At 55.2% G+C, this 18,056-nt stretch carries 14 protein-coding genes; 4 read left to right on the forward strand and 10 right to left on the reverse strand.

Annotated elements, in window-relative coordinates; all coding sequences use genetic code 11:
* Positions 1-59: 59 nt before the first annotated feature.
* The 3 genes from OZX62_RS08705 to OZX62_RS08715 all read right to left on the reverse strand — a co-directional run bounded on the left by OZX62_RS08705 (position 60) and on the right by OZX62_RS08715 (position 4,217).
* A complete protein-coding gene (locus OZX62_RS08705) occupies positions 60-965 on the reverse strand; it encodes a glycyl-radical enzyme activating protein (RefSeq protein WP_277175795.1) in 906 nt (301 codons plus the stop codon).
* A gap of 335 nt (positions 966-1,300) precedes the next feature.
* Entirely contained in the window at positions 1,301-1,495 is a 195-nt protein-coding gene (gene rpmB, locus OZX62_RS08710) for a 50S ribosomal protein L28 (protein ID WP_277158174.1), read from the reverse strand.
* 1,441 nt (positions 1,496-2,936) lie between these two features.
* Positions 2,937-4,217, reverse strand: a complete 1,281-nt coding sequence (locus OZX62_RS08715) for a beta-propeller fold lactonase family protein (protein WP_277175796.1) — start codon at positions 4,215-4,217, stop codon at positions 2,937-2,939.
* 495 nt (positions 4,218-4,712) lie between these two features.
* On the opposite strand from OZX62_RS08715, the gene OZX62_RS08720 reads away from it, so the two are divergent.
* Together OZX62_RS08720 and OZX62_RS08725 are read left to right on the forward strand one after the other, a co-directional pair.
* The gene (locus OZX62_RS08720) at positions 4,713-5,507 is read left to right on the forward strand and encodes a TetR/AcrR family transcriptional regulator (RefSeq protein ID WP_277175797.1); all 795 of its coding nucleotides are present in this window, start codon (positions 4,713-4,715) and stop codon (positions 5,505-5,507) included.
* 58 nt (positions 5,508-5,565) lie between these two features.
* Positions 5,566-6,318, forward strand: coding sequence for a mechanosensitive ion channel domain-containing protein (locus OZX62_RS08725; RefSeq protein WP_277175798.1), 753 nt, complete (start codon positions 5,566-5,568; stop codon positions 6,316-6,318).
* A gap of 92 nt (positions 6,319-6,410) precedes the next feature.
* Here OZX62_RS08725 and OZX62_RS08730 read toward each other — a convergent pair whose 3' ends face one another.
* From OZX62_RS08730 to OZX62_RS08755, 6 genes are all read right to left on the reverse strand, one after another.
* Positions 6,411-8,243 (reverse strand): type II CAAX endopeptidase family protein, encoded by a 1,833-nt coding sequence (locus OZX62_RS08730; RefSeq protein WP_277175799.1) that lies wholly within the window; start codon positions 8,241-8,243, stop codon positions 6,411-6,413.
* A gap of 131 nt (positions 8,244-8,374) precedes the next feature.
* A complete protein-coding gene (locus OZX62_RS08735; RefSeq protein WP_277175800.1) occupies positions 8,375-9,523 on the reverse strand; it encodes a D-alanine--D-alanine ligase family protein in 1,149 nt (382 codons plus the stop codon).
* Positions 9,524-9,724: 201 nt separating this feature from the next.
* Complete coding sequence (locus OZX62_RS08740) at positions 9,725-9,889, reverse strand: hypothetical protein (protein ID WP_277175801.1); 165 nt, start codon at positions 9,887-9,889, stop codon at positions 9,725-9,727.
* A gap of 132 nt (positions 9,890-10,021) precedes the next feature.
* Positions 10,022-11,224, reverse strand: a complete 1,203-nt coding sequence (locus OZX62_RS08745; protein ID WP_277175552.1) for an IS1249 family transposase — start codon at positions 11,222-11,224, stop codon at positions 10,022-10,024.
* A 421-nt stretch (positions 11,225-11,645) separates the two neighbouring features.
* Positions 11,646-12,644: an NAD(P)H-dependent glycerol-3-phosphate dehydrogenase gene (locus OZX62_RS08750; protein WP_277175802.1), complete on the reverse strand. Its 999-nt coding sequence runs from the start codon at positions 12,642-12,644 to the stop codon at positions 11,646-11,648.
* A 271-nt stretch (positions 12,645-12,915) separates the two neighbouring features.
* Positions 12,916-13,803, reverse strand: a complete 888-nt coding sequence (locus tag OZX62_RS08755; RefSeq protein WP_277175803.1) for a lysophospholipid acyltransferase family protein — start codon at positions 13,801-13,803, stop codon at positions 12,916-12,918.
* Between the two features lie 177 nt (positions 13,804-13,980).
* Between OZX62_RS08755 and OZX62_RS08760 the strand changes: the two genes are divergently transcribed.
* A complete protein-coding gene (locus tag OZX62_RS08760; RefSeq protein ID WP_277175804.1) occupies positions 13,981-14,697 on the forward strand; it encodes a TetR/AcrR family transcriptional regulator in 717 nt (238 codons plus the stop codon).
* 118 nt (positions 14,698-14,815) lie between these two features.
* Complete coding sequence (locus OZX62_RS08765; RefSeq protein ID WP_277175805.1) at positions 14,816-16,237, forward strand: MFS transporter; 1,422 nt, start codon at positions 14,816-14,818, stop codon at positions 16,235-16,237.
* Positions 16,238-16,341: 104 nt separating this feature from the next.
* Here the strand turns inward: OZX62_RS08765 and OZX62_RS08770 are convergent, their stop codons facing one another.
* Positions 16,342-17,430, reverse strand: a complete 1,089-nt coding sequence (locus OZX62_RS08770; protein WP_277175806.1) for a phosphatase PAP2 family protein — start codon at positions 17,428-17,430, stop codon at positions 16,342-16,344.
* Positions 17,431-18,056 lie beyond the last annotated feature (626 nt).

Below are 18,056 nucleotides of genomic sequence, written 5' to 3' on the forward strand. Positions count from 1 at the left end.
ATCCCGGCTGCGAGAAAGCAGCGACCACTCATCTCGGGGACAGAGCTAGGGAACCATCGTTACAAAAAGGCGTCCACACCCTCATCGAGATACACCTGTCTGAAATCCTCGATCTCTTCGGGATGCGTGTTGGGCACGCCTTTGAATGCATAGTCCTCGCGCCCCAACAACTCATACTTTGATTCACCGAAGTTATGGAAAGGCAGGAGCTGAACTTTCCCGACCCCGATTTCCTTGAGTTTGCGGGCCATGCCTCTGGCGTCGGAAAGTGAATCATTGAAACCGGGGATGACCGGCGTACGGATCAGAAGATCCTTTCCGGTAGAAGCAGCATAAGCCATGTTCTTAAGGATCAGCTCGTTACCAACGCCGGTACCCTGCTTGTGCAGCTTCGTGTCGTACTGTTTCAGATCCATGAAAATATGATCGAGATGCCCGATAGCAGCCCTGAACGTTGTTTCAGGCACATGGCCGGTGGTCTCCATGCTGGTATCGATACCGTGGGTCTTCAGTTTGTCGAGCAATTCCACGCAGAAATGCCCCCATACCAGCGGCTCGCCCCCGGAAAGTGTGACCCCTCCGCCGCCTTCCTCGTAAAACGGCTCGTCCTGAAGGCATTCTGCGAGCACATCGTCAGTCGTTCGGTTGACGCCAACCACGGAGAGACCGGGACAGGCCTTCAATGCGGCATCGACTTGGGCATCCCCTATTCGCAGGTGTGTCACGTCCGGGCCCCGGCGCGACCCCGTCTTGATGAAACCAAATTTGCCGGCAAGAGCATTATCGGCATCGCACCCGTCGCAAGAACGCTCGTCCCACTCGATTTCCGGTGTCTTCTTCTGGCTTTCGGGGTTGGAGCACCATCCGCACCGCAGCGGGCACCCCTTCAGGAAGACGACGGTACGTATGCCGGGGCCGTCGTTCAGACTGAATTTCTGTACATTGAATACAATCGCGGATTCCAACGTTGCCTCTTTCGAACGGTGTATACAAACGCATTACATCATCATTAATTACGTTCAAAATAAATATAACTTACGTTCGAAAATAAATCAAGATTACAGCAGAGAGTTTTAAATCTGTACTTTTATATCTTTGTTTCCACCATGCGATTCGACTACATGTCACTTTCTGCATACGTCACGTTGCCGACTACGCAAAAGTAGCCATCAGATAGTCCATTCGCCATTCCCCGGCACCTCACCATGAGCTATAGAAAATGCGAGCAGCCCGGGTATGAAAAAACCTCCGACGCCAAACGACGTACGGAGGCTTTAAATTGCTGTTTGCTACTCGCGATTCACGCGGCCACGCGCTGAACCTTGCCAGCCTTGATGCACTTGGCGCACACGCGAACGCGAACGTTCTGTCCGTCGATAGTGGTGCGAACCGACTGAAGGTTCGGGCTGAAGGTGCGCTTATTGCGAATATGTGAATGCGAAACGCTGTAACCGGTCTGCGGTCCCTTGCCGCACACTGCGCAACGAGCTGCCATAATGGACTCCCTATACTGTTTTGACTTGCAAGTCTTGATGCCGTTATCCTGCGTTTTGGCGCACAACAACGACACACAACTTATCAAGTATACAACCGGGGCCGACCAAGGGCAAGATTGGGTTATCCATGATCCAGCGAAAGCAGATGATTGGCTCGCACGAACCCCTCAACACTCATCAAATGACATCCACTCATACATATTGTCACCTTAAACTAGGTAGGCAATACGGTCGGCCGTAAGTCTTGGCGGGGGCTTGGCGATATCTTGCGGCGAGTTGACGACGACCCGAAGCGGTCTCGTTACACTTCGACGTTGGATCTCTGTAGTTTCGTGACGACTTGACGACAGCTCATGACGAATCGTGACGTTCAATGATGCTCTCGACAGATCGTTATGGATGACGATGGGTTGAAGACGACCTGCCGATGACTTGACGCAACTCTTCGGTAGCATCGATAAAAATGTATAACAATAATGTATAGTTCGCCGAGTCGTACATCCGGGAGCAGTCAAAGGCAGCAAATGCACTACAAACACATTTATGGCTATCCGGTTGTAATATGACGACGAACGGCACTTTTACGGCTGCGAAAAATTTATTTGCCATTTCGGCTGTCTAAATCTATCTAGAATTTTGCTTACAGCATATATCCTGGAAAGTATTTTCAAAAAATATTTATACAATTTTTATAAATTTAGCATGTATAATATTCAGCTATATGACTTTATCCTACTTATCCCAAAAACCTCAGATATGCAACCGGCATTCAAAAACGCCTGCAGCCCGGCATTTCGGACCCGAAAGCCCGCTTAGAGCATCGCAAGCAGCCAGCGGACCAGGCACAAATTACCTGCTGAAGTGGGTAGGTCTCACAATTCACCATGTCTTTTTAACCGCTTAACCCCCAATTTTAACCACTCACAACAATTTTTACACACTCGTTACGTCAACTAAAACTTCGGCAACGTCAACAAAAACCAGCGCAGCTTGATTACGATTTGACATAGGAAGTTATTTTATATCATGAAGCGATATTTTTGGATCAGTGTATTCTATACAGTCCAAACCCGATAAAAGACAATAACGGATTTTAAAGCGCAACGACGAAATACCCCATTACACAACTGCCTAATTAACTTCTTGGGAATACCTTATTTAACGCAAAAACTCCATCAAAACTCCAATGAAAGGACATCTCGGCCTCAGTCGAGCAGATGAACTGTAAATGGAAAAACGCGGTTTAGTCACCAGTCAAGAGCATGTCAAGCGGTTGGCAAGCCGATGGCCCGGAAATAAAGGGGCATCATCAAGATTCCGATGAAAGGTCGCCCCAACAGCAAACGAACCGATAGACCATAAACGAAAACACGATCAAAATTTCACTGAAGCATTATGGATATGGCAAACGACCTTTGCATTGTAGATGAAAAACGAGATTTAAATTCCGGTCAGGGGCAGCACCGCGGTCGGCGAACCGGCCGGGTAGTCACCGAGATGCACCGGTTCTCCGTCGGCTGCCACACGGAAGAGGCTCAGATTATCGCTCACCTCGTTGGCTGCGATCAACATGTTGCCGACAGCCAGGAGATGACGCGGTCGCTTGCCCCCGCTTTGCACGCCGCGACCTTTCCAACCCGGCTCGCTTTCGTCGGCCAAGCGACTCAGCTTGCTACCGTCCCAATACAGGGTCACGATGCGCTCGCTCCCCCGCAGCCCGACGTAGACAAAACCACGCGAGAACGGCGAGACCGCCGTGTTTTTTTGGTCTTCCGTTGAACCAGTAAGACGCAGGGCATCGGGCACAAAGGCCAAGGACGCAGCCTGATCCGGGTGTTTCCCTTTGTCGCCACCGAGGCTGACGGTTTGGGCCACCCGGAATTCCTCCGACCGGCCTTTCGCTCCTTTATCTTTATCGTCCTTATTATCGTCCCCAACATCTCGAGAACCTTCAACGTCCGGTCTGACCGGTTCGAGAATCGTCACCGTACAACCCCATTCATCGACGACTGCTATACGCCAGTCGCCGCTCTCCCCGAATTTGCCGGATGGCCCGGGCAAAACGTGCATATCACGTGGGCCGGTGCCGTCAGCCAAAGAAACAAAGCCTGTGCGCACCAGACGCGAACCCTGCCAACGATGGATATAGATGCGATCCGCGCCCAAATCCGTGGTCAGCACACGGCCGTCGGCCAGGGGAAGAATCCAGTGGGCATGAGGCGCCTCTTGCGCCGGCAACGGTCCGTGGTGCTCCGGGTCGCCGTGCAGCACCTGCGCCACCGGACCCAGCACGTCGCCCGCGCCAATCGGCAGAACACATACCGTGCCATCCGCATAATCGGCGGTGATCAAATGGCGTCCGAGCACTGAATCAACCGCAATGGCGGCATGAGTGGGACCGGATTTCGCAGGCAATTTCACTCGGGATATTTCGCGAAGCGTCACTTCGCCGAACCGATTGTCGACATTTTCGCGCGCACTTGCGCTGGACGTATCGGCAGAGTCATTGCCAGACAACTCATCCGAATTGCCGCCGATGCTTCCACGAGCAAATCCACCAGACTTATCGCCGGCCTGCCCATCCGAATTCGCTCCTTTATATACAATGCGCAACGAAGCGACTTCATCGGTATCCTCGAGAACCGCGAAAACCGTATCGCCTTCACGCAAAAGCCACGAAGGTGATGGCACATCCGAAGCCACACCCGCGGCCTTGATCATTGGCAACTCCTGCGCTATATCATCTCCAGATAGTTTTTCACCGTTTTTGACATTTATCGACTCGTTCGAACGGACTTTTATGTCAAACGTTTTTATGTCTATCGAATTAGGCAACATCAACAAATATCGCTCGACACCTTTGCTTTGTTCGTGATGTATTGCCCCGAACCCGCCAACTAGCAGCTGATAAGCTTGAATATCCATGTTTTCAATCTATCGCGCTTTGAATGTTCACCTCAAATTTAAAAGCGAATTTTTAATTATTGTGATTTACATCACATTTTAATTTATAAATTTACAAAGTTACGCATAAAGAACTAGATTTAAATAATAATTTCATCTAGTTTAATATGCACAACTCTCTGTATAATGAACCGCCGAAAAGTTTTCTCTACGCGATAATCGCGATTTAACGAAAATCGTCAACCGTTATCCTTTAGAATCAATACAGAAATTCTTCACATAGAATTTTCTCAATCATCAGGAGGCATCAGAATGTCTAGACCCCGACAAGACTCAAATCAATTGCCGGCTACGACGCGCATGGAGAATGCGTTCTGGAAGTTGCTTGAGGAGCGGGATTATCCCAAAATCACCGTCACTGACATAGTCAACCTGGCGGGCGTCAACCGTAACTCTTTCTACTACCATTACTGCAAGCTCAACAATCTCGCCGAAACCGCGATTCAGCATGCCGTCGAAGGAATCAACAGGGCAATGCCCGAGTTCACCATCGACCCGGCCAAGGCCTGGAACGGCATCGTTATGCAGCTCATCGGCGTGCCAGCCAACCGTGTCTATCTCGACCGGATTGCGCTGACGGTCAGCGAGCACGGCTCCCCGTTCCTGCTTTTCACGGTGCACGACGCGATTCGCGACAGCTTCATTGAATGGCAGCATCTTGACCGCGATATGACTATCACCCAGAATTGTCTTTTGGAGTTCTCCGTGGGTGGTCTGCTCTCGATTTCTGCGATGTGGCCCAAGCTCTCCAAGGAGACGAGCGTCGAACAGTGGAGCAATCTCGATGCGGCAGTGGTCGCTCGCACGCTCTACATGGCCGTTTCCGGGGACAGCATGCCCGGTTTCTGGGTGCAGATGTTCCGCAGCGCGCTGGAGAATGGCGACGGTTCCCTGCTCAAGAGCATTGCCGAAGCCGAAAGTCAAGACAAGGACTTCAAGCACGAGGTTGATGCCTTGCTTGAGGACCTTCAAGCTATGCAGCATCAACATACCGACGGCTTCAGGGGAAACGCCGCGCTTATGGGTGGCATTAGTCACTCTGCTTGATTTTCGGATTTTAAGCCGGTCCAACAGGTCTAGGCCTACGGGGGTAAGCTAAAGCCTTATGGAAACATTGCTGGACTGGCTCAAGGCGCACGATAGTCGCATCGCATTTCTGATTATCGTGCTCGCCGTCGCCTTTGTGGCTACAAAAGTCGTTTCGCGATGGCTCAAAAAACTGCTTAATCATTCCGGCATTCCCAATGTGTCGATTTTCGTCAACCTTTCGTTGGTGGCGATCTGGACCATTGCCGTGGCCATGGTGCTCCAGCCGGTTTTCGGCATCAATCCGACCACCATCGTCACGGCGCTTGGCGTCGGCGGCGTTGCGATTTCGCTGGGTCTGAAAGACACCATCGCCAATATCATCTCCGGATTCGGACTGATGATCGGCCATGTCATCCACCCGGGCGACCACGTGCGCATCCAAAACATCACCGGAACCGTCGAAGACATCACCTGGCGGCAAACGGTGGTGCGCGAGCGTAACGGCAATCAGCTCATCATTCCCAATTCGGTGCTCAACACCTCTTCACTGGAACGTCTCACCCGGGAGGGTGAGGCTTGCGTAAGCGTGGCTTTTGCGGTGAAACCCGGTACCGATATCAAAATGGCTGCAAAACGTATAGCTAGCGTGCTCAAAACGGCGACGGCGAACATCACCGACCGCAGAAACCCGCCGCAAATCAACTTCACCGGCTTCTCACCAGACGGAGTGCAAGGCGAGGCCCTGTTGTTCGCCAATACCGGCATCAGCCAGGATCGGGTGCGCGATTGCGCCGTACGTGCGTTGGCGAAGGAAAACTTCATTATCTAGGCTTCGCTATTTAAAATCCGTTACCGCGGCAATGGTCATATTCCAGACAACTTCCGCGGTAACGGTAATCTCGAATCTTTAATCCGCGACCTTTATATGTTGAACAGCGCGGCAATCATCTCCAGCGCGCATAGCACGATGAATACGATGGCTCCGGGATTGCCGAGCACCGTCTTGGCACGCGCGCCTCTGGGCAGTTCCTCGGGCGCGGAATAGAACACGAGTTTCTTGCGCTCCAGGATGGCGACCACGATGCCGACAATGAACATCACGCCATTGAATACCAGATAAAACAGGTATGGCGCAACTTCCGCACCATGGCCGGTTGCAAGGATCTGCCTCATCCCGCCGGATGTACCGATCGTGTCCAGAGTGGACTTGCTCATCGCCAAAAATGCCATCTGCGGCAGGAAACCACCAAAGAAATTGAACGTCATATGCATGGCGATGGTGTAGCGCAGCTTGCCGGTACGCACATAAACGTAGGCCAGCAGGAGACCAAAAGCGAAGGCATAGAAGAACTGGAAGAGATTGCCGTGGAACAGACCGAAAGCGAAGGCGGAAACCAGAATCGCGGTTTTCTCGCCAAATTGCTGGATATGGTCGATCAACAGGCGACGGAAGAGCCATTCCTCGAAAATCGGGGCGATGATCACGGTGAAGAGCAGGAGACTCACCGGGTCAAGACGCTGCGTCAGTTCACTGACGCTGTTCTCCGCCTGCCCGCTGGAAAACATGGCTGAGAGAATGTTGCCAATGAAATTGCCGATATCCGCCAGCGGGAACGATATGGCCATCACCGCAAGGAACATGCCGATACTCATATTGCTCGTCTTGCGCTTCACTTGCGGCATTGTGCGGAAAATAAGCAAGGCAAGCGGGATGGCAATCACATAGAGTGGGCCGTTGCCCATCAGCAGCACAGCCCACATCGGCAGTTTTTTCGGGTCGATGAATAAGGTTGACATGCGCGAGATAACCAACGCAAGAACATTCCAAACCAGAATGACCATGGCCAAGATGAAGCCGATGTTGGAGAAACGCTTGCGGACCGCGGAAAGCCAGCGGGACATCGCGGTCTGCCACGCGGGGTTCGGCTGGTAGAAGTAACCGCCGTTGAAGGCCGGACGCGCGAATTGCACAGGCTGCTGGACGTATTGAGGCTGCGCAGGATACCGATAACCTATGCCGGGCTGCTGGTATTGGTACTGAGGCTGGGGCTGTTGATACTGCCGGTACTGCGGTTGACCGTACTGCTGGTACTGCGGTTGCACCCCAAACTGTTGCTGCGGATACGACGGGTATTGGTATGTCAGGTATTGCTGCTGCGAGTAATGCTGGGGAGGATATTGGCCGGACTGCTGCGGATATAGACCAGACTGCTGGTACTGCTGATATTGCGACTGGGGTTGCTGGTTCAGTGGGTATTGAGGCTGATAGGGCTGGTACTGGGATTGCTGATAACTGGCCTGAGGCTGATTTTGCTGCGATGCATACTGGCCAGTCTGCTGGTACGTCTGCGGCTGAGACTGTTGATTCGGCTGGGTCTGAGGGTTGTAAGGCTGACCTTGATATTGCGGCGAAGGCGCGGCTTCAGCTCTCCAAGACTGCGGCTGCGATGCCTGCGGCTCAGAGCGAGCCTGCACTTGCTCGTTCAATGTCCGATAGGCCGATTGCGGTTCGTATTGAGATCTGGATTCCGCCTGATTTGTCTGAGTCTGAGACGAAGCATGACGATGGAATACAGAGAAACCCTCCGAACGCTCAGATTGCGGAGTTTCCTGCGACTTCTGCTCTGTTTGCGCTTTGGCGTGCAACGCATGATACTCCGAATGCTGCTGATGCTGTGGCGGCTGCGACGCACTGGATTCTTCGTGCTCGTCCGACTGCGAAGTCTGCTTTTCAGGACGGTTATCGTCATTCATAGTGCGGCACATACCCTCTCAAGTTATTGATCAATCCAATTATATTTATCCATTATATTAATCGTGATAATAAATAATATAAAGCGACTTATCTATTTCAAACTAAATTCAGCGATTTTCGATATATAGAATCACCGTACCACACCTTCGACGAGCTTGGTAATCAGTTCTGTATAGCTCACGCCGGTGGCTTCCCAAGCCTTCGGATACATGGAAATCGGGGTGAATCCAGGGATGGTGTTGATTTCATTGACCATCACTTCACCGCGCGGGGTCACGAACGTATCCACACGCGAAAGCCCGGCCCCGTCAACGGCCTTGAACGCTCGAACCGCGACTTCCTGCGCGCGCTTCAGCGTCTCATCGGGCAGATTCGCCGGAACCTCAACGTGCGAGGCTTCGGAATCGGTGTATTTGCTGTCGAAATCGTAGAACTGGTCGTCATCGGCGTCACGGCGGTCGAGCACGATCTCGCCGGGCAACGCGCACTTCGGCTCCTCACCGGCAACCGGGTTGAGCACAGCACACTCGATCTCGTGGCCGTCGATGCCCTGCTCCACCAACACCTTCCAGTCGTGATGCGACGCCTCGAAAAGCGCCGCCGCGAGTTCTTCCGTGTCCCCGTCACGTTCCAGCTTGGTCACGCCGAAACTCGAACCGGCGCGGGATGGCTTGACAAACAGAGGATAACGCAGCTTAGCCGACTTGATACTTTTCATCGCTTCTGCAGCATCGTTCTTGAACTTGTCAGACCCGTCGAAATCGCGGGTATCGAAGGTCACACCGGGAGCCACCGGAATGCCGGCCTCGCTCAAAATAATCTTGGTGAACGCCTTGTCCATGCAAGCGGACGAAGCAAAGACGCCGCAGCCGACGTACGGCACACCCATCATCTCGAGCAGGCCCTGCACCGTGCCGTCCTCGCCGTACGGGCCGTGCAAAACCGGAAATACCACATCGACATAGCCCAGCGAAGTGAGTTTGCCGTTCTTTTCGCGAACATAGAAGCCATTGTTGCCGCGGGACATATCAAGAACGACCGGTTTGACGGCCTCATTCGCTTCCGTCCCCTCGGCCACGGGCATCGCGCCGTTGGCAACTTCGAAATCGCGGGGATCGGTGCCGCCCATCACCCACTCGCCTGCCTTGGTGATGGCAATGGGAATCGGCTCGAAACGTTCAGTGTCCATCGCCTTCAAAACCCCGGCCGCAGAAAGGCAGGAAATCGAATGCTCGTCCGCTCTGCCACCATACAAAACCACCACACGCTGCTTACGCATATTTCCTCGCTTTACCTCGTCCGAAATCGAACCTGAACCCCAAGCCTACACGGCAAAGCAGCGACACTCCGATACGTATACTGCTCATTCACAAAGCCGATGCAGACCCGACGCAAGCATGCCGATTGGCGGACAGTGCGAACCAGCGCAAAAACAGAAACGCCTGGCCCGAATCGCTCCGAGCCAGGCAGGCTTCAACGATTACTCCCGTCGATGCATCCAGCAGGTCACCACTACGCAACCAGTCAAGGTCACGAGCAGCACGTCAGCTACAGCGTTATCCGCCTTGGCTGCCAACGCAACTGCAACTACCGCGAAGGCCTGAATGATTTCCGTGCCGTCAAAGCCCTTTCTATTAGTAGGCATAGGAATACCTACCTTTCTCTACGTGCCACGCCACTAGAGGCGTGGCGAGGACGATACGGCCGGGAAGCCGCACGGCTGCACAAGATCCGGGTTAAGTAAACAAAGGTGTGTCTTATTCTGTCCGGATGGTGGTCATGTTGACTGTCCGGCCCATCCTTTTCTGATGCCGAATCCTGATTCGTAGGGGTCGACGCCGGGGTCGTCGGGGGCCGGTTGTTGCACAGATCGGCGGTCGAGGCCGGGCAGGGCGATGGCGTCGCCGGCCTTCCTTGGTTCCGGTTCCCCGCGGCGGAGTGCGTTTTTGGCGAGCCGTTCGGGTTCGGGGTCCCGGGTGCGCATGTAGAGGATCCATTCGCAGACGCGTCTGGCGTGCTCCGGGCTGAGCCCGTTGTGGCGTCGCATGGCGTCCTTGATCGGCTTGTTGGTGCCGCCCTCGAGCATGTTCGTGTTCCACGCGACCGGCCCGCCGGCATTGAGGGCGGGGTCGAGCCAGGTGAAGAGCATGCCGGCGGCGTTGAGCCTGGCGAGCCGGTGGTAGGCGTCGCGGGCGCGCTGGTGGGTGTACCAGGTGCGGTGGAACCCGGTGTCGGGGTCTCTGGCCACGGTCCGCTCGCCCAGCCAGTCGCGGTTCTCCCGGTACCATTCGTTCAGGTCCGCCAGCCACTGCCGCGCCTGTTCCGGGGTGCCGCAGCGTTCCGTGTCGACGAGTCTTTTGGCCAGCCGGTAGAGCGCCCTGCCGGGTTCGGTGCGCGGCCTGGAGGTCAGGTCGGTCCTCGTGTTCCTGAGCACGTGCACGAGGCAGCGCTGGACCCTCATGCCCGGCCAGCGCGCGCCGATGGCGGCGAGGCAGCCGCGCCCGCCGTCGCAGACGATGACGTCCGGCCGCGGGATGCGCCTGAACAGGGCGAGCCAGGCGGCCTTCTTCTCGGTGTCGCACCACTGGAACGCCAGCGGCCTGCCGTCGCCGGCGTCGACGGCCACGAGCAGGCACCAGCCGTTCAGGTACGTGCCGTCCACCTCCACGCAATGCGCCCTGGCCGGTTTCGGAAGCCTGGGCCTGACGCTCCAGCACCAGGCGGTGCGTTTCGCGAACCCCTGACGGCTGGTCACCCCGATCGCCCGGGCGGCCTGCAGAACGTCCGTCCTTCCCAGCACCCACGGCAGCCATGCGCGGAACTCGGCCAGGCGCGTGGCGTCCGGCCTTGCGGCGACCCCGCTCGCCGAGCACGCGTCACACCTCCAGCGCTGCCGCCCGGCCTTCGTGTATCCGTTCCTGCGCATCGGCAGCCCGCACAGCGGGCAGCGCCTCGCCCTCGATGATCTCCTCCTGGCCATACCGCCATGCAACAGCCAGCACACAACCGCACGAAAGTCAACCCGGGAAGCAAAAGACCCGTGTTTAACACCACGGGCGTTAAACACAGGCCCGCACGCCTACTCCCGCAACACCAAACCCCGAAAATAAGACACACCTTTGTTTACTTAACTCCAAGATCCGGACTAGAGAGCTTGGCAACAAACTCATCCTATCGCGTAAGACATATATCCTGATAAGTGGTATACTGATTCCATTGGTTGAGGCAGGACGAATCATCAGAATTTGGTGGCCTTTAAAGCTTTTATCTAATGAGGCCGCAACCGATAAGGGACATTCTATGAGCCCCTTCTCTACATGCCACAGGCCCCGGTGCTTTGCAAGTAAACACCGGGGCCGAGGTTTATCTCGTGTTAGTTTTGCGCGTAACGGGGTTAAGCGTCACTCTTCGGTGACATCGCCTTTCACCAGCTCGTGAAGCATCTGTTCACAGGTAAGGCCGCGCTTTAATACATCGTTCATCGCGCTGGCAAGCGGGGTCGGCACGCCGAGCTGCTCGCCCATGCGGACCACTGCTTCCGTCGTGGGCACACCTTCGGCCACGCCATTGCTGACGTTCGTCGCCTCTTCCACACTCATGCCGCGGCCAAGATTCGCGCCGAAAGTGTAATTGCGGCTCAACGGCGAACCGCAAGTGGCAATCAGGTCCCCGACACCCGCAAGTCCTTGGAATGTCTTGGATTCGGCGTGTGCGGCCTTGCCCAGTGCGGCAAGTTCAGCAAGCCCGCGGGTCTCGATCATTGCAGCCGTGTTTTCGCCGTAACCGGCACCGCGAGCCATGCCGACCGCGAGCGCCACGACGTTTTTAAGCGACCCACACATTTCCACACCGATGACATCGGTGGTAACGAACGCCTTGAAATACGGGGTTTTGCAGGCCTGCGCGACGATTTTGGCATTGTCGATATCCTCGCAGGCGACCACCGTCGCACTCGGCTGGCGGTCGGCCACTTCCTTGCTCAGGTTCGGCCCGGAAATCGCGACGAAACGCTCAACCGGCAAACCGCCCAGCGCCTCACGCACCACTTCATCCATACGCTCTCCGGTGGCGCGTTCAATGCCTTTCATCAGCGAAACGACGATGGCTTGCGAGCCGATCAGCGGCGCGAAAAGTTCCAGCGCCTCACGTGCGTGCTGGGCCGCGATGGCAACGACGACAATCTGCGCGTCTTTTACCGCTTCTGCCCGATCGCCGGTGGCGGTCATATTGTCGGGAAGACGCTTGACGCTGGGGAGCCTCGCCTCATTGTGATGGTTGTCGCGAATGCCTGCGACGATTCCCGGCTCGCGCGCCCACATCGTCACGTCGTTGCCTGCATCCGCAAGCACCTGGCCGAACGCCGTTCCCCAAGCGCCTGCCCCGAGTACCGTCACCTTCATAATCTGCTCCTTTGCGCCGATAGCTTCTTCCATAATAGTGACGATCATCGCCTTCCGTTATGGATTCATCGAACGCATGCTTTCCGTCAAGAACTCAACCATTGTGCCGCAGCATTGTCGGATTCGTCAATTCCGCGGCTCGTCTCATTGCATCTATACGAGATTATTAGAGATAATTTCCGACAATCGTCACTTTTGATAGGCACAATCATCGATAGGTTCCGCACGAAATGCCCCTCACCAACCGTTTGTCGCTTCGACCACTTTGAACTTAACGGCGCGGCTTGCGGCTCATCGTCCGGAAATCCCAATATCCTTCAGCCGGCGGTTGCTCTCCACGGATTTCGGCCATAATGGTCTCCATCCGTTCGCGGATGCGCGTGGTGAGTTCTGTGACCAGCTCCATCGGCGGCTCGGCGCCCCATGAGTCGGTGTCTTTGAGCAGGTCGCCATAATCCAGTGCATCGTCATAGCACATCACCACGTTCTTGCGCGGCCACGGCCACCAATGGTTGATGCTCGCCGCACCCCACGTCACCGAGCAATAAAGCGGTATCTGATAGCCGAGCCGTCGTGAGGACTCGAGCGCGATGATGCCGATGCCGTCTTTGAGACTCATCGGCCACTTCAACGGGTCACGAGAGAGCGTGCCTTCCGGCCAGACGGTCAGCGGGCGGCCCGATGTGAGGATATCGATGGATTCCTTCTCGATTTCAATGGCCTTGCCGCTGCGGCGCGGCACCGGCTGCATGCCGACCAGCTGGAACCATTTACCGATGAGAGGCCAGTGCGCCATCTCGGCTTTGGCCATATAGCGCGGGCGTCGGCCCATGTGGAACAGTGCATCCATGGGAATAAAAACGTCATACATCGTCACGTGCGTAGCGGCCGTGATGAACGGGCCGGTTTCAGGAACGTGTTCAAGCCCCCACGCATAGACCTTGCTGTGCGCACGAAGCACCGTGGAAACGGCGTCGAGCAAACGTTTCGTACCCTTGGGGTTCTGCGCCTCGATTTCGGCGGTGTTTACCTTGCGGGGGCCAGTCGGGAGGTATTGCGTCGGATCCACCAAATGGTGACGCTTGCCCAGCAGCTCCACTTGCGCATCGCTCAAGGGCAAAACGCTCGAACGCGGCGACGGTTTTCCTTTGGAAGTCATGCCCCTATTGTGCCTCGGGGCTGCGAACTCCCCTTATAGCGACACACCTTATACAATACCGACCAACGGTATGTATACTGATTACAAGATTAGCTTGGTTACGAACGAGGCATGCAATCGGTTAGGCTTACGCTCCACTTACCGCCAGTCCATCGATATCACAAAAGAAGGCAAAGCATGGCACGCAACGCACACCCTGAAGTGACCAGACGCCGTATACTCGACGCCGCACAGAAGCTGTTCGCCGCCAAAGGCTACGAAAACACGTCAGTGCAGGACATTCTTGACAAACTAGGAGATCTCTCCAAAGGCGCGATATATCACCATTTCAAGTCCAAACTGGACATTCTCGATGCCATCAGCGACGAAGACAACAAGAAATCCTATGCCCAATACGACGCGCTTCTGGAGCGCAAAGACCTGAACGGCCTGCAGAAAATCCGCGAGCTTTTCTTGGCTACCATGACCGACCAGGAACATGTCGAAAGGCTCAAGGGCACGCTCCCCACAGCCGACGACCCGCAGAATCTCAGCGAAAGTGTCGGCGCATGGACGCACACGTTGCCGGTCGGCATGCGCAAACTCATCGATTGTGGCATCAAGGATGGTTCCATCATCACAGACTATCCGCAGGAGGCCGCCGAACTGCTCACGCTGCTGATGAATATATGGTTCATGCCGAATTTCTACCCCGGTACCCGGAGCGTTTTGCGGCACCGCGCACAATGCCTGGCCACCATCTGCGTCTCCATCGGCGTGCCCGCGATTACACACGACATGGTCGACCAGCTGGCCGATTTCTACTCGCAGATTCAGATTCCTGCTCCCGTAGACGATTCCAAAAACGGAGAAACGAAACCTCAAAAGGCTGACCGTAAGAAAGCCCAAAAATAACGCCACTTAGCCACGACCTCAACAACCGAAACAATTTCTCACTGACAACATACTGATCAATCATTACCAAATTTACATACCGTCGGTCGGTATGTATTTAAGAAAACGTTAAGAAACAATGAACAAACAGATTTACAAACCGACTGTTTCACCGCTACGTTCCGGCAACTTTATCCTGCTCATTGCCGGACAAGGACTTTCGCTCTTCGGCAACACCATGCTGCGCTTCGCCATGTCGATGTGGGTGCTTGACAAAACCGGTTCGGCCACCGTTTTTGCGACGCTGCTCTCCGTCTCCATTGTCCCGACCATTCTGCTCATGCCATTCGGCGGAGTTGTCGCCGATCGCGTCAACCGACGGACCATGATGGTCGCGCTCGATGCCGTCAGTGGAAGCGTCGTATTGGTTGCAACTCTCGCGTTCGGTGTTATGGAAACCCATACCATCGTCTCAATCGCGATGCTGCTCATTACTCTCTCAGCGCTTGACGCACTCGAATCCCCTACCGTCAGCGCCGCCATCCCCCAGATGCTCGGCCGAAAAGACACCGTATTATTGCGGCGCGCCCAAGCGATTTCCAGCCAGGTCAACTCCATCATGCAAATCATCCCAACCTTCGCCGGCGGTGCGCTATACGCTTTGATCGGCATCCGCACCATGATGGCCACCACCACTGTCTGTTTCTTCGTCACCGCCGGATTGGAATGCTTCATCAAACTCGATACAGTGCATCACCATGAAGCTACAAATGGGAATAAGAACGAACCGCCATCAGACAAACAAACCAACCCAGGTTGCGCATCTGCAACGGTGATATTCTCTGATACAGCAGGAATGAACGATTCAGAATTATCAAAATTCCAAAATACCAAGCCAACTGTTCACCACCATATCTTCAAGGTTTTTCTGGCTGACATTCGCGATGCCGTCGCGTTTCTCAGAGCCAACCCGACGCTGCTCGAACTCGTTGCTGTCACCGCCGCCCTCAACTTCTTTCTTAACGGGGTCTCATCCGTCGGTTCACCTTATATCATTCGCACAGCGCTGCATTTCGGAGCCGACATCTACGGCTATTGCGACGGAATCATGAGTATCGTCTCGCTGCTTGACACCTTGCTGACCACCGCGCTGGCCGCGAAACTGTTCATGCGTCACATGCCGGCAACCATTTACGCCGCCGCCCTCTGTTTCGCGCCGATTGCTGTAGTTTTTGCGCTACCCATGGGGAGGTGGACGAAATTGGTCACGTTCATTGTCGCGTTTTGCTTGGTCACACTTTCCATCGACTTCACCAACATCATCGCCACCCCGACTTTTATGACGCTGATTCCCGACGAGCTGATGGGCAAAATCGGCGCATTCATTTCAGCCGCCAGCCTTTGCGCCGCACCGCTGGGACAGATGACCTACGGCCTGCTGTTCGATCGGCTCGCGGTTGCGCCGATTATGGTCGGCACCGGCGTTTGCTTGGCAATTGGCGCATTCATGCTCACGCCGATGTGCAAAAGATTTGGGCGTGAAGAAGCAGCGAGGCAGTAATCAAACCGACCGAATTTTTCACTTTCCCAACGTGACCGGCAGTTAAATGTGCCTTTTGCTTAGAAGGTGCCACCCGCGCATTGACGAATAACGCAACCGCGCTATTACTCTTGCGGCGGGGCCGGAGGAGCCCCAACCAAGCCCAGACGTGTCAGCGGGGATGCGGTCAACTGGCGCAGGGCGAGCGTGAGACCGGACATGAGGCAGCCGACGCCGATGATGGCGGCCATGGTCAACGCGCACGCGCCATTCTTGGCCCAAATAGCCATGATGTCAAGCCCGGGATAAATCTGCCAAAGCATGTAGCCAGCGTAGACGCAGGAGACCATGCCGAACGTGATCATGATGCTGCCGACAATCTGTATGCTGGCCGACGACATGCGACTTCCGGGGCTGTCCATACCGGACTTGCGCGTGAACGCGAGCGTAAGCATCGCCAGCCCGCCACCGATGAACAGCGACATCAGCACGTCGGACGGGCGGTGCCAGCGACCGACAATCACAGACGCAGCAACAAGGATGCTATACGTTCCTCCAAGCACTGCGACCAGCGCACGCCAGACGCGCGGAACGGCAATAAGCAGCACCAGCACCGACCCCACCGCAAGCAAGGTGTGCCCGGAAGGCGCGCTGTTTTCGTGCGTGGAAAGGACACGGATAATCATTGGCCGCGGCAAAAGCCGTTTGAGCCACGCTGCAGCGTAAGCAACGCCACCGAACACGGCCATCTGGCCAACCAGCCACCAGCGTTTGCGGACCACCGCGATGATGAAAGCAATCACTGCGATCGTCAGGCTGGTCACCACTATCACCACGCCACGATTAAGCACATGCGCAACCGCGATGATCCAACTTGGGGCACTCATGTTAAAATTTTGCCATACAATTTCGTCGAAGCTCTGCCCCTCCATGGTGTGCACGCCGAACCAATAAATCGCGGCGGCCGAGGCAAAACAGAGCAGCGCGAGGACGACGGCGAGAACGCAGCTGGACACACGCGGACGGATGGTCAGCGGATCGATTTGAGCGAGTCCTTTTTCGATGTCGTCAACGGCCTCGGAAGCGGTCTCGTTTGAGGCTTCGTCGGCAGATTTGATGCCGGACTTGCCTGTACTCGTACCTGCCGTGAAAACGCCGCTTGGCAAGGCATTGTCGTCATCGTCAAACGTGGCGCTTTCACTGCCGAAAGCCACAAAACTTACCGGTTCATTCTCAATTGGCGGCATAGCTGACGGCTGATTTACTGGTTGAGTCTGGATTACCGGGCCATTTAACAGTTGACTTGCAACGGCATTTGCCGGATTACCGGCAGTTGCGTTTACTGGATTACTGGCGGGTACGTTTGCCGAACTTCCAGTAGGAACATTTGTTGAATTACCAACGGATTGGCCTTTCAAAGACGACCCCGTCGAAGCCCCCGCAGGTGCCGGCGCAGCACTTTGGGGAGGAGCCGGAGCCTCGGCTTGGGCTCGAGGAGGCGCAGGGATCTCGACTTTGGTCTGATTGCGCGGTGCGGGTTCGCCGGAATTGCCGGCCTGTGCTGCTTGTGGAACCTGTCCAGTGGAATCGTCAGTCATGGTTTTCAGTTTAGATGGCACAGACTACGAGGACGGGTCCTTGCAAATCTCAAAGCGGAATATCTACAAGTCCGTCAAATATATCGGCACTAGGCGGCAAGATGCCACTCGAGCTCGCAGGGCAGGCGAAACTGCCCCGAACGTAAAAGGAGACCCGCCGAAGCGGGTCTCCCAACAAGTCCAACTGAAAAGCAGATAACTTCACAACTCCATCGTCGTAACGGTAAGCTTTATCATCGGCC

This window comes from Bifidobacterium sp. ESL0690, assembly GCF_029392315.1.
GTDB lineage: Bacteria > Actinomycetota > Actinomycetes > Actinomycetales > Bifidobacteriaceae > Bifidobacterium.